The organism is Arthrobacter sp. R3-55 (assembly GCF_054161505.1).
Map to the genome: position 1 here is coordinate 2,501,346 of NZ_CP096423.1, position 13,450 is coordinate 2,514,795.

General features: G+C 61.3%; 10 protein-coding genes. 7 read left to right on the plus strand and 3 right to left on the minus strand.

Annotated elements, in window-relative coordinates; translation table 11 throughout:
- Positions 1–90 precede the first annotated feature (90 nt).
- Positions 91–2,160, plus strand: a complete 2,070-nt coding sequence (locus tag M1D51_RS11625) for a glycosyl hydrolase (protein WP_458106577.1) — start codon at positions 91–93, stop codon at positions 2,158–2,160.
- Here M1D51_RS11625 and M1D51_RS11630 read toward each other — a convergent pair.
- A complete protein-coding gene (locus M1D51_RS11630; RefSeq protein ID WP_458106578.1) occupies positions 2,157–3,380 on the minus strand; it encodes an ROK family protein in 1,224 nt (407 codons plus the stop codon). The genes M1D51_RS11625 and M1D51_RS11630 overlap by 4 nt on opposite strands.
- A gap of 59 nt (positions 3,381–3,439) precedes the next feature.
- On the opposite strand from M1D51_RS11630, the gene M1D51_RS11635 reads away from it, so the two are divergent.
- Positions 3,440–4,312, plus strand: coding sequence for a LacI family DNA-binding transcriptional regulator (locus tag M1D51_RS11635; RefSeq protein ID WP_458106579.1), 873 nt, complete (start codon positions 3,440–3,442; stop codon positions 4,310–4,312).
- A gap of 11 nt (positions 4,313–4,323) precedes the next feature.
- On the opposite strand, the gene M1D51_RS11640 is transcribed toward M1D51_RS11635, so the two are convergent.
- On the minus strand, positions 4,324–6,495 hold the full coding sequence (locus M1D51_RS11640; protein ID WP_458106580.1) for an alpha-galactosidase: 2,172 nt from the start codon (positions 6,493–6,495) through the stop codon (positions 4,324–4,326).
- Between the two features lie 17 nt (positions 6,496–6,512).
- Positions 6,513–7,784, minus strand: a complete 1,272-nt coding sequence (locus M1D51_RS11645; protein ID WP_458106581.1) for an ROK family protein — start codon at positions 7,782–7,784, stop codon at positions 6,513–6,515.
- A 150-nt stretch (positions 7,785–7,934) separates the two neighbouring features.
- Between M1D51_RS11645 and M1D51_RS11650 the strand changes: the two genes are divergently transcribed.
- Genes M1D51_RS11650 through M1D51_RS11670 form a run of 5 tightly spaced genes read left to right on the plus strand, consistent with a single transcriptional unit; the run spans position 7,935 to position 13,444 of the window.
- The gene (locus M1D51_RS11650; RefSeq protein WP_458106582.1) at positions 7,935–9,635 is read left to right on the plus strand and encodes an ABC transporter substrate-binding protein; all 1,701 of its coding nucleotides are present in this window, start codon (positions 7,935–7,937) and stop codon (positions 9,633–9,635) included.
- Between the two features lie 3 nt (positions 9,636–9,638).
- Entirely contained in the window at positions 9,639–10,628 is a 990-nt protein-coding gene (locus M1D51_RS11655) for an ABC transporter permease (protein WP_091551603.1), read from the plus strand.
- A 13-nt stretch (positions 10,629–10,641) separates the two neighbouring features.
- The gene (locus tag M1D51_RS11660) at positions 10,642–11,637 is read left to right on the plus strand and encodes an ABC transporter permease (RefSeq protein ID WP_458106583.1); all 996 of its coding nucleotides are present in this window, start codon (positions 10,642–10,644) and stop codon (positions 11,635–11,637) included.
- A complete protein-coding gene (locus M1D51_RS11665; RefSeq protein WP_458106584.1) occupies positions 11,634–12,533 on the plus strand; it encodes an ABC transporter ATP-binding protein in 900 nt (299 codons plus the stop codon). Before M1D51_RS11660 ends, M1D51_RS11665 begins: the two co-directional genes overlap by 4 nt.
- Positions 12,530–13,444 (plus strand): ABC transporter ATP-binding protein, encoded by a 915-nt coding sequence (locus M1D51_RS11670; RefSeq protein WP_458106585.1) that lies wholly within the window; start codon positions 12,530–12,532, stop codon positions 13,442–13,444. The genes M1D51_RS11665 and M1D51_RS11670 overlap by 4 nt, the downstream gene beginning before the upstream one ends.
- The last annotated feature ends 6 nt before the right edge of the window (positions 13,445–13,450 follow it).

The following is a 13,450-nucleotide window of genomic DNA, read 5'->3' on the forward strand; positions in this document are numbered from 1 at the left end:
CGCAAAGAATTACTTTACCTACTTAAGTTAATCCCTTACTGTGGTCCGAAGGCGATGCGCCGTTGCATCCCCCGAGAAGACAGGACCACCTTGAAATCATCAAGTGAGTTTCTTCGCCGCCTTAAGACATGCGGCCTGACCGTACTCATCGCCGCTTTGGCGTCCTCAACCGCAACGACGGCCTCGGCAGCGCCACTCCCGGCGCCGGGCAGCTCCGGCCCTCCTGAGCGCGTATCAATCGTGGATCCCGAAGCGACGCCCCGGACAGCATCGCTGTTCGCCTACCTGCAATCCCAGCAGGGTAAAGGCATCCTCTTCGGCCACCAGCAGGACACGGAGTTTGGCGTAACGTTCCCAGCGGAAAGCGCCGACGGCTTCCAGTCTGACGTCAAAGCAGCCACCGGAGAACATCCCGCCGTCTTCGGCTGGGATTTTGGCCACGATGGGTACGGATCCGCGCCCGGCAGCCCCACACCGGAGGAGAACTTCCAACACACCGTCAGCCTGGTCAAAGCCGCAGACAAGATTGGAGGGATCCAAACCTTCTCAGCCCACATGGACAACTTCGCTACAGGTGGAGCCTTTGACGACACAGATGGCGGCGTGGTCCCCCGGATCATGCCCGGCGGAGATAAGAATAAGGCTTTCACTGATTACCTCGACCGCGTAGCCCGCATCGCTAAAGCCGCTGTAGATGAAAACGGCGCCCCCATCCCCATGGTGTTCCGGCCGTTCCACGAAAATGCGGGGTCCTGGTTTTGGTGGGGAGCAGCCCATGCCTCCTCTTCCCAGTACGTTGAACTTTTCCGTTACACCGTGGAATATCTCCGCGACACCAAAGACGTCCACAATTTCCTCTACTCCTACTCTCCGGGCGGCGGCTTCAGCGGGACCAGTGAGGTGTTCATGCGCACCTATCCCGGCGACGATTTTGTGGACGTGCTTGGCTATGACAACTATGACAGTTCCGGCGGCTCGCAGCAGTGGCTGGACGGACTTGTAGCGGATCTGGGCATGATCTCGCGTCTGGCAGAGGAGCGGGGCAAGGTAGCGGCACTGACGGAAGTTGGTGTCAGCGGTGCCCTCAAGGAGAACGGCCAGAACGCGGACACTGCCTGGTACAGCCATGTGCTGGCTGCACTCAAAGCGGACCCTGATGCCCGACGCATGGCTTGGATGTTGACATGGACCAACTACGGAACCGGTCAGTTCTTTGTTCCCTACCCGGCAACCGGTGAGTTGGCCGAGCACGAAATGCTCCCGGACTTCCGTGCCTTCGCGGCCGATGAGTTCACAGTGTTCAGCGGAGGATTGTCCAGGAGTGAGGTTTGGCAGCGGAAGGTGAAGGCCGCGGACCATGCACCCGCCCTGCATGTAGTGTCACCGGTTGATGGAGCACGGATTACGGAGACCAGTACCACGGTCCGCGTCCGCGTCAGCGATGCAAAGGTCAAAGAAGCATGGTTCACCGTGGGTGACGACGGGACGAGGCAGCAGCTGACTTATGACGCTGCTTCCGGGTATTTCACCGGCGCCTTGACCGTGCCGGAGGCTGACTTGGTCAACACCCGGACCAACCTCACCGTGACTGCCGCGCTGACCGGGAAAGCCCAACTCACCGCGCAGCAACAATTGGTCCTTGGCGCAAAGCCTGCTGCGGCTCCTGGCGTGGTGGACGACTTCGAGACATACGCCGACGACAGTGAGCTCCGGGCTACATACAGCGCGGTAGGGGCTAACAGCATCTCGCTTTCCAGCAGCCCTGTGGGAAGTGGTGAACGCGCGTTGCGTTTCGACTACGACTTCCGCCTTCAGAATTACACCGGGATTACCCGCCGGATAGAAGGCGACTGGTCCGGGTTCGACGCGCTTTCCCTGTGGCTGAAAGCGGACGGATCACAGCAGAAACTGGTTCTCCAGCTGGTCTGCGGTGGGGTGGCATACGAGGCGTATCCCTCCCTCAGCGGAACGGAAGGCGGGAACATCAGCATCCCCTTTGCCGATTTCCGGCCAGCTCCTTGGGACACGGCCAACGCCGAGCGGCGGATCACGAGCGAGGATCTTAAGGATCTCTCCCAATTCAACATCTTTATCAACCAGGTTCCCGACGGACAAACAACAACGGGAACGATATATCTGGATGAACTAAAAGCCGGCTAGTTGTACTGTCCCGATACGTTGGCCGCCGGCTGGTTGATGCTCTGTTGAAGCATCAAGGCTGCGGCGCCCACCGACGCCGCGTCCGTTACCTGTGTTGCCAGCCGCACTGTGACGCCGTGCTTCAGTGAGGCAAAAGCCTCCTCACGGAGTCGCTGCTCCACCACTGGCAAGTACAACGAACCAGCTGTGGTGAATGAGGGTCCGGCGAAGGTCACCGAATCCAGATCCAGGATGTTGACCAAGGCCAGAACGGCATCGGCCACATAGTCTGCGGATTCCTTGATGAGCGCCGCTGACAACGGATCGCCATGGACGGCTGCTGTTGCAATTAACGCAAAATCCCGGAACGGATCCCTGTCACTGGAGAGCCTGACCATGGTGGTCTTGCCAGCTGACATGGCCTCCCAGGCGCGCTCGGCAACAGCGCGTGGTCCGGCCACTTCATCCAGCGTCAGCCCTGACCGCCGGTCCCCTCGGAAGCGCACACTTCCCAGGGGACCGGCGTTGGAGCTGGCACCACGATACAGCGACCCGGAAATGAGTAAACCCGCACTGATGCTGGCACCCATGTACACGGTGCAATGAGCTGTGGCGTCCGGGATGGCACCGCTCCAGAAATCTCCCATGGCAGCAGCAGTGGCAACATTGTCCAATAAGGTGGGCAAGGAAGCTGCTTCACTCATAGAGTCCCTCACAGGGAAGCCCTCCCACAGAGGCATGCTGGGCGAGGACAGAATGGAACCGGCGTCGAGGTCCAATGCGCCGGGCGCCACCAGGCCGATGCCCGACACGATGCTCCGCTCTTGGCCTGCAACTCCGAGCAATACCTCCACGTGCCCGGCAACGTCCTGAACGACTTCCTGGGGATTCCGCGAGCGGGCACCCCGTATTCGTGTCCTGGCAAGGACCGACCCGGCCGCATCCGTCACGAGAATAACAATCCAGTCGGCGCCCAACTGCACACCCACGCTGCAGCGTGCACGGGGATTGAGCCCAAGAAGAACACGGGGTTTACCCTTTGCCCCGGTGAACGTCCGCTCTCCCGTCTCCACGAGCAAACCTTCACTCAGGAGAGCGCGGACCAGGTTGGAAATAGATGCCTGCGTCAGACCGGTTCGTTCAGCCAACTGGACACGGCTGACCGGGCCTTCCGCCCTGACGCGGTCAAGGATCAAGGCCCTGCTGGTGGGTGTAATGGACGAGGAATGCAGGACAGTCATGGACGCTTCGGGGCTCGGCTCATGTGCTAAGTATTGCCGGTCGAAGCCATACTTAGCACATGGACAATGCCGCAGTGATGAGAAACCGGCCACCTCGTTTTGGTCTGGGCGTTCAGAGTAAGAACGGACCCCACGGAACAGACCCGTTCTTTGAAGATCTACTGGCAGGAATGGAAGAAGCCCTGGACCTGGCAGGTGCCAGCGCGTTCCTGCGGCAGTTCACCTCCTATGGCGAGGAGTTGGAGGCATATCCACGATGGGCCGAAAGCGGAGATGTGGACGCCGTAGTCATTGCCGATTCCCAAGAGGACGATTCCCGGGCGAAGATTTGCCTTGAGCTTGGCCTGCCCGTAGTCATCCTGGGCGGGCCGCCCGTGGATGGCGCCTCCTTGGTTGATGTTGATAATTCCGGCGGCATGGAAATGGCCGTCAATTACCTCTCCGGTCTTGGGCATAAGGTCATCGGACGGGTCTCCGGACCAAAGCACCTTCACCACACAAAGTCCAGGAGCATGGCCTTCGACCAGGCCCTTGAGCGTCGCGGCGTCACAGGGCTGTCGGTGGAAGGTGACTACTCTGCCGCTTCCGGGGATTTGCGGACCCGGGAGATCCTGTCGGTTGCCACTCCCCCTACCGCAGTGATTTATGACAACAGCATGATGGCTGTAGCTGGATTGGGCGCAGCCAAGGATCTGGGCTTGGAAGTTCCCTCCGATGTTTCCTTGCTGGCTTGGGATGACGGGCCGGCTTGCCGGCTCGCCTCCCCACCCCTTTCCGTCCTTAGTTTGGACGTCCATGAACTCGGACGAACCGTTGCCGATGTCCTGATGGAGACGTACTCGGGCGCGGTCCAGACCGTGGTTCACGTCCCCACAGGACGAATCGTGCAACGGGGCAGCACGGCAGATCCCGCGCACGTTCGCACCTCCTGACGCGCAATGCCCTACACCCCTTGGACGTGGAGCACCAGAGCCTGCGCAGGCCACAGCAGCGGAATCTGCAGCCCGTCCCGCACCAGGACGCTCCCGGGAAGGGTGATTTCACCGGCTGAAACCCACGGCGGAGTGATCCACCCATGGCGGGCCTCGCCCAGTTCCTTCCGGACCCTTACCCGATAACGGCGGGACACATCCAGGCCGTGCAACCTGACCCGCTCCGGCAGTGCATCTTCCAAAGTGGCAACGGATGCAATGGTCCAAACGCCCTCGCTCTGATCCTGAAGTACGGCACCTGTGACCCGCAATGCCGGATCCAGGACATCTGCGTGCACTGGGACGCCGGTATGCAGGACGTGGCGCAGCTCTTTGTAGAGGGCACCAAAAGCGCGCACCGCTTCCAGCTCATCGGGGCCGCATTCCAGCAGGTTCCATTCGAAGCCGGCGGAACCCATCAGGCTGGTGGCTGCCCTGTAGGACAAGTCCACGGTCCGGCCCGAGCTGTGGGACGTCGTTGGTCCAATGTGTCCTCCCACCATCTCGGGAGGAAGCAACAGCTGTGTCCATCGCTGGATATCCTGCCGCTCCACGGCATCGTTGGAATCCGACGCCCACACCCTGTCCGCAAACTCCAGGATCCCCAGATCTGTCCTCGCTCCTCCGCTGGAGCATGACTCGATTTCCAGTCGCGGGTGGCTTTCCTTGAGTTCACGGATCAACCGGTAGGTGGCCAGGGTGTGTTCGTGGATGCCGGGAAGTCCGGAATGCACGGATTCCACCAGGTCCCGGTTGTGGTCCCATTTGATGAAGTCGATGCCGAGCTCGTAGATGAGTGAGCTCATCTGGCTTCGGACGTGCTCATAGGCACCGGCGTTCGCAAGGTCCAGGACGTACTGCGTCCGCCAGGACAGCTCATCCGGGGATGACCAAACGTGGTCAGGGTTGTGCAGCAGCCAGTCCGGATGCGCCCTTGCCAGATCGGAATCCAAGTTCACCATCTCGGGCTCGAACCATAGGCCGAACTGCATTCCCAGCTCATGAACGCGGTGCGCCAACGGCCCCAAACCCTCCGGCCACACGGCGGGATCCACAGTCCAGTCCCCCAGCCCCTTGGTATCGTCGCGGCGGGCCATGAACCAGCCGTCGTCCAGGACGAAGCGCTCAACTCCCACCTCGGCTGCACGTTCTGCCAAGCGCGTCAGGGTGGCCGGATCATGATCGAAATAGACGGCTTCCCAGGTGTTGAGCACCAACGGCCTGGGGCTCCGCGGATGTTGATCGCGTGAGCGCAGTGCCTCATGGAATCGTGCGGAGAGACCGTCAAGCCCCGCGTCCGACCAAGCGAACCAGGCTTTAGGGGTGCTGTAACTTTCCTCTGGAGCGAGCCTGATTTCGCCCGCCCGCAGCAGCTCGCCGGCTCCCAACAGCGTTACGGTGTCCGTCATCCGGTCTGTACGGTAGGTGCAGTCGGCACTCCAGCCCAAGTGGACGGACCACATTTCCCCGACACGGTTCCGGGGCTTGCCGATGCTGGCAATTTCCAGGTGGGGTGCATCGTGTCCGCCCCTGCCGCGCCGCGTTTCGCGGCTGACTGCCCCGCGCGGCATTTGTGTGGTGGACGGAGCTTTTTCCCTGGTCCATCGGCCGGTGAACGATGTCAGATGGTCCGCGGTCTTGGGCAGCGGCAAGGTGGCTTCAACCCAATGGACGTCCAATGGAGTTGTTCCCCGGTTGATCACACGATGCACCACCGTGAGGACACCGCCGGGCGTCAGCGCGAAAGAGCTGTGGATTTCCAGGCCGTTGTTGGCATCGGAGCCAGTGATGAAAGCCTCGTGTTCGACGGCGGTGACCTCCTTGACGGTCCATCGCGGAAAGACCGGCCTTCCCTCCCGCGTCACGGCGAGCCCCGGTCGCCCTGCCCAGCCGTCACCTTCCTGAGGAAGGACGCTCAGCTGCCATGCGGCGTCGAGCGTTCCGGGCGCCGTTTGTCTGCCACCGGCGAGGACCATTGCGTTGAGGTCGTCCGTGGACAAGGGGCCGAGGTCTGCGCCCCAGTGCAACACGGAAGGAAGGCCAGCGGTCAGGTGGCGCAGGACGACACTGACACCGTCGCGGCGCAGCATGGTGAACTGCTGCACGTGCTCGATGGTGGGTGAGGGCTGTAGGGACTGGGACATGCTGTTCTCCAGATCTTTCAGGGGTTGAGGTTGGCAAATCGGGGTTGCTTGCGCCCGGTAGCGAACGACGGCGGCACGGCCCGGCGTTCTTTTGGGTCGCTGGCGGTGCGAAGTACTTGTAAAGACCCTCCAATCGCTGCTGCGAGCGAACCATGTGAGGACAGGACGACGCTGATGGGTTGCAGTTCACGGTTGAAGGCTGCTGCGTTGACCGTGGCTGAGATGTGGTCCCGCAGGAGCGTGCCCGCAGTGGAGAAGGCAGGGCCGGCCAGCACCACTGTGCTGAGGTCGAACAAGTTCACCAAGGTCACTGCGGCGTGCCCGAGACCACGTGCCGCGTCCTCGAGAAGGCGTCGGGCCGGCAGGTCACCTGCCACTGCGGCAAAGGAGATTCGATCAAAATCATTGAGCGTCTCCGCTGGATTGTCTTTGAGTTCCAACCTCCTGAATAGAGCGGGATCCCGGACTGCGCGGGCCACCACTGCCGCCGTACCGCAGATGTTCTCCACACAGCCCCTGTTGCCGCATTCGCACGGCGGTCCGGAGGCATCCAGGGTGATGTGTCCGAGTTCCACTGTGTTGGATCCTCCGCCCCGGTAAACCTCCCTGTTCACTATGGCTCCGCCGCCTAAGCCGCTGGCCATGTAGATCACTCCAAAGGACTCCGCGGACACGTCCCCCAGCCACTGCTCGCCCATGGCCGCGGCCGTGGCGTCGTTTTCCAGAATGACTGGCAGGCCCGTCAGCCGTGAGAGCGTGGGCACCAGCGGAAAGCCGTACCACCGGGGAGTGGGACGTGGCGCGAGGAGAGTTCCCTCAGCCCGGTTTTGTGGTCCGTGGGTGACCAGGCTGATTCCGAGGACATTGTGGAACGGTACTTCCTGGGCTTCAAGCAGCTGATGGATCTGTACGGCGATGATGTCGAGCATCTCTCCGGGAGCGTGACTGCCTGAGCCTTGAAGGGTTTTCTGTGCCACGAGACGGCCGGTGAAGTCGGCCAGGACTATGGAACTGGTGCATCGATCCATCTGGACGCCCACTGCGTAATGGGCTTGGGCGCAGAGCTGGAGGAGGCGCCGCGGTTGCCCGCCGGTTGAGCGTGCCTGTCCCACTTCCTGCACCAGGCCGTCGTCGAGCAGTTCGCGGATCACATTGGTGATGGTTCCGGGGGTGAGGCCGGTAGCGCCCACAAGCTCGACCCTGCTGACAGTTCCGCGGGTGCGCATGATGTCCAGCAGCCTGGCCTTGGTTGAGGCGGCCGGGGGTGGATGCGTGGTGATGGTAGTCACTCTTTCCTTTTCGGTCGGATGCCTGAGATTCGTTTCCATAATAACTTGACTGACTTAATTTAATCACCTAACTTTTTCATAGGTCGTGATCCACGGCACATAAAAACCCCAGCCGGTCACAGCGGTCCGGCTAGATGAAAGGGACCAGAGATGCTCCTCACCTCTCGAAACCGGGCTGCCGGCTTCCGGCGCAGTACCCTCGCTTTGGCTGCCGGTGCAACGGCACTGGGCCTCCTCCTCAGTGGTTGCTCAGGCGGCGGAAACTCTGAAGCAAACGACTCCACGCTGATCGCCTACACCGGTCAGGCCGGCGATTACCAAATCAACTTCAACCCTTTCTCCCCCTCGCAAGTTGCTGGGCCGGGAGCAATCTTCGAACCGCTCTTCTACCAAAACAAGGCTTCGGCCGATGCCAAGCCCGAGCCGTTGCTGGGCACGGAATACGCCTGGAATGCGGCCGGTACAGAGCTGTCCGTGACCCTCAGGGAGGGTGTGAAGTGGAGCGATGGCGAAGCTTTCACGGCAGATGACGTAGCCTTCACGTTCAATCTCCTCAAGCAGCATCCGGCCCTGAACAGCTTGGGCTTCAAGGGCACGGTGAACGTGGTGGACCAGAACCACATCACGTTCGTTTGGGACACTCCGGCCTTCGTCACCGGACCGGACATCCTCACCCAGGCCGTGATCGTTCCCGAACACATCTGGTCAAAGATCAACCCTGAAACCGACGTCGTGGAAAAGCCTGTGGGTACCGGCGCGTACCAGCTGGCCGACTTCAAGCCCCAAGCGTTCACCCTTAAAGCCAACCCCACCTACTGGGGCGGCGAACCAGCCGTCAAGAACGTCCGGTACATCGCACTTTCGGGCAACACCGCCGGCGCCGACGCTATCGCCTCGGGCACCATCGACTGGCAGACGGGGCCTGTTCCGGACATCCAAAACGTGTCCAAGAACTTCCCCAAATATGAAAAGCAAACAGTCGCCCAGAGCCAGCAGGTCCTCGCCGCCTGCGCCAATGTCCAGCTGGGCTGCACGGGACCACAGACGGATCCTGCCGTCCGCAAGGCCCTCTACCTTGCTATTGACCGAACCCAGCTCAACAAGCTGGCCTACGAAAACACGGCCTCACCCATCTCGCCGTCGTTCGCCCTGACAGACACGCAGTCCGAATGGATCTCGACGGCGGTCAAGCCCGCCGTTGCCCCCGAAACGGCAGACGCCTCCTCCGCGCAAAAGACCCTGGAGGCCGCCGGTTGGGCCAAGGGCAGCGATGGAATCTATGCCAAGGACGGCCAAAAGCTGACCCTGACCGTTGAAGTCGTCACTGGCTGGACCGACTACATCACGGCGATTCAAACCATTTCAGAGCAGGCCAAGGCGGCAGGCATCGACGTTCAGGCTTCACAATCTTCCTGGAACGAGTGGACGGACAAGCGGACCAAGGGCAAGTTCCAGCTGGCCATTGACTCCCTCTACCAAGGGCCGGCCGCTGACCCGTACTACGTCTATAACTACTTCTTCTCCTCCGCCACTTCCGCCCCTGTGGGGCAGTCGGCAGGAACAAACTATGCGCGGTACTCGAACCCCGTAGTCGATGCGGCTTTGGAAACAGTCAAGAATCTGCCCTTCGACAAGAAGTCGGAACGGCAGCAGCAGTTCGACATCATCCAGTCAGCCATCGTTGAGGACATGCCCTACATCCCGGTTGTCACAGGCGGCACCACCAGCATCTGGAACAAGGCCAAGTTCAGTGGCTGGCCCAGCGAGGACAACATGTACGCCTTCCCCGCAGTGTGGTCCCGCTTGGACGCGGCACAGATCTACAAGTCCCTCAAGCCCGCCGAAGGCTAAACCGTGAACTACGTCATCCGAAAATTGGGCTTCTACGCCGCAGCTCTGTGGGCGGCACTGACCCTGAACTTCATCATTCCCCGGCTGCTTCCCGGCAACCCCGTAGACATCCTGCTGGCCAAGCTTCAACAGCGGGGAGGAAGCATCACCGAGGAGACTCGAAAGTCCTACGCCATCCTCCTGGGCGGCGATGACACGCAGCCCATCCTCGCCCAGTACTGGACCTACCTGGTCAACATCTTCCAGGGCGACCTCGGGGTGTCCATCAGCTACTTCCCGGCCAAGGTAACAGACGTCATCGGAGCATCCATGCCCTGGACGGTGATCCTGGTGGGCGTTTCCACCATCATCGCAGCCCTCCTTGGGATCCTGCTCGGCGCCTTTGTGGGCTGGAGGCCGGGCACGTGGTTGGACTCATTGGTTCCGGCAACCACGCTCCTTGCAGCTGTTCCCTACTTCTGGCTGGCTTTGGTCCTGGTGTACATCCTGTCCCGTGGACTGGGATTGTTCCCGGGACAAGGCGGCTACAACGTGGTGCTGGACCCCGGCTTCAACGGGCCCTTCATCCTCTCGGCAATAGAACACGCGATCCTGCCGGCGCTCACCATTGTCATCGCCTCCCTCGGCGGATGGCTTCTGGGGATGCGCAACATGATGGTTTCCACGTTGTCCGAAGACTACGTGCTGACGGCCCGGGCCAAAGGACTTCCGGATCGCTGGATCCTCCGTAACTACGCAGCCCGCAATGCAGTTCTCCCATCCGTAGCTGGATTTGCCATCTCATTGGGGTTCGTCGTCTCGGGATCCGTGGTGACCGAACAGGTCTTTTCCTACCCGGGAATCGGATCCCGGTTGCTGGCAGCAGTAACCAACAACGATTACGCACTCATGCAGGGCGTGTTCCTCTACATCACCATCGCTGTCCTGGCGGCGAACCTCCTGGTCGACCTCCTCTACAGCCTGGTCGATCCCCGCACACGGGCCAGGGGCTAAGGAGCAGATTCACATGACCAACATTCAATCCATGACGGGACAGGCGCCGGCCGATCCCACGGACGAGCCGGCCACCATTTCGCGGGGCCGCGGCCAGCGCCCCAAGCCGGCTTGGCGCCTCATGCTCCCCACCCCTACTCCCTGGTTGATCACGGGCTTGGTTCTCATCGGATCCATCATCGTGTTCGGAGCCATAGGTCCGCTGTTGGTGGGCGACCCCGCAGCCATCAGCAACGTGGGGCTCAGCGGTCCCTCCGCCGAACACTGGCTGGGCACCACCCAAACCGGCCAGGACGTCCTGGCCCAGCTTGCGCACGCCACCCGCGGCTCACTTCAGATCGGGTTCCTCGTAGGCGTCCTTGCCACAGTCCTGTCGGCATTCTTCGGCATTTACGGCGCCTACATCGGCGGATTCGCGGATGAAGCCTTCTCCCTGCTTTCCAACGTATTCCTGGTGATCCCCGGCCTTCCGCTGGTCATCGTCATCTCCGGTTTCGTTCCGCGCGAAAGCCGCGGCTTGTGGACCATCGCCGTGGTTCTGGCGTTGACCAGTTGGGCAGCCTCGGCCCGTGTTCTTCGGGCGCAAACACTGTCCGTGAGGAACAGGGACTACGTTGCAGCTTCCAAGGTCTCCGGCGAGCGCGCCTGGCGGGTGATCGCCGTCGAAATCCTGCCCAATCTCCTGCCTGTGCTGGCTTCCCAGTTCGTCTTCGCGGTGATCGCGGCGATTCTCGGCGAAGCCGGGTTGTCATTCCTTGGGCTTGGGGCGTCCAGCTCATCGACCTTGGGAACCATGTTGTTCTACGCCCAGAACGGCTTCGCCCTGCCGCTGGGCGCGTGGTGGTGGTTCCTGCCGCCGGGCCTGATGATCGCCTTGTTCGGCATGGGGCTCTCCCTGATCAACTTCTCCATTGACGAGATCATCAATCCCAAGCTCAAGAACGCCCGGCTGGTACGTAAACGCGCACGCCAAACAGCCAGGATCCAGAAGAAAGCAGTCACATCATGAGCGCAGATCTCTCCCTGGAGCACGCGCCCGGGCTGACAAACCGCGGGCCTGTCCTCTCGGTCAGGGACTTGAGCGTGGTCTATGAATCGGAACATCCTGTCCCGGCCGTCAAGAACGCAAGCTTTGAGCTTGGCCGCGGCGAGATCCTGGGCCTCGCCGGGGAATCGGGCTGCGGTAAAACCACCCTCGCCTATGCCATCAACCGCCTGCACCAGCCGCCGGCCAGGATCTCGTCCGGCCAGGTGACTTTCCACGACCGCGATGGCCAGGACATCGATCTCCTTGCTTTGGAGGACGAGGCACTCCGCCGTTTCCGGTGGTCCAAACTGTCCATGGTCTTCCAAGGCGCCATGAACGCCCTGAACCCCGTGCGCACCATTGGAAATCAGCTGGATGACACGTTGCGGGCCCACAACCCAAGCCTCCGGAAGGCAGCCCGCCAGGACCGGTGCGCAGAGGTCCTGACGTTGGTGGGCGTAGACCCCAAGCGCCTGCGTTCATACCCGCATGAGTTATCCGGTGGAATGCGCCAACGGGTGATGATCGCCATGGCCATGCTGCTGGAACCACAGGTCATGATCATGGACGAACCCACCACGGCTTTGGACGTAGTGGTTCAGCGGGACATCCTGCGGGAAATCGTGCGGCTGAAGGAGGAACTGAACTTCGCCGTCATCTTCATCACCCATGACCTCCCTCTGCTCTTGGAAATCAGCGACCGCATTGCCGTAATGCTTCGCGGAGAAATTGTGGAACTGGACACGGCCGAGGCCCTATACCGTTCCGCCTCACACCCCTACACCCGTAAACTGCTCGCCTCATTTCCCAGCCTGAGCGGCGGCAGAGGGGCGTTCATCCGTTCCGGCGAGGTATCAGATTTTGAGGAGCAGCCATGACATCTGTCTCGGTGACCAACCTGACCAAGGACTACACACTTCGTGAAGGCATCCGACGGCGGAACCTGCGGGCGGTGGATCGCGTCAGCTTCGATCTGCTGCCGGGCAAAACGGTGGCGCTCGTAGGCGAATCAGGATCGGGTAAATCGACCATCGCCAAGCTCCTGACAAAAATGGAGAAACCGTCCTCCGGCTCGGTCTCGGTGCGGCTGGATGACAAGACTCCCGTGCTGGGGTCTGTTTACCGCCGGCACGTCCAGATGGTGTTCCAGGACCCGTTCGCGTCATTGAACCCGTTCCATTCCATAGAGCACCACATTGCCCGTCCTTTGAGGATCCACGGCAGGACACGCACGCCGGCCGAAACACATCAGCGTGTGCTGGAAATGCTGGAACGCGTCAATCTGACCCCCGCCGAAATCATCGCGGCCAAACGTCCGCACGAGCTTTCGGGGGGACAACGCCAGCGCGTCGCCATTGCCCGGGCGCTGGCCCCGGGAGCCCAGGTGCTGATCGCGGATGAGCCGGTTTCCATGCTGGATGTGTCCATTCGTCTGGGCGTGTTGAACCTGCTGGGCCGCCTGCAGCGTGAGGACAATCTCGCAGTTCTCTACATCACGCATGACCTTGCCACGGCCCGGCACTTCTCGGACGAAATCCTGGTCCTGTACCGGGGGCGGGTAGTGGAGCGCGGGCCGGCGGATGATGTCATCCTGAACCCACAGCACCCCTATACACAGCTTCTGGCCCAAGCTGCCCCTGATCCGGAACGACTCGGAAAGGTTGCCGCAAGCGAGCTTCCTCCGGACCGTGAGGCCATAGACAACACTGTGTGTTTCAACCACTTCAGCAAACGGTGGGTACACATGGATGAAATCAGCGCAGATCTTTCAACTCTCGAACACCGCTAGGACACA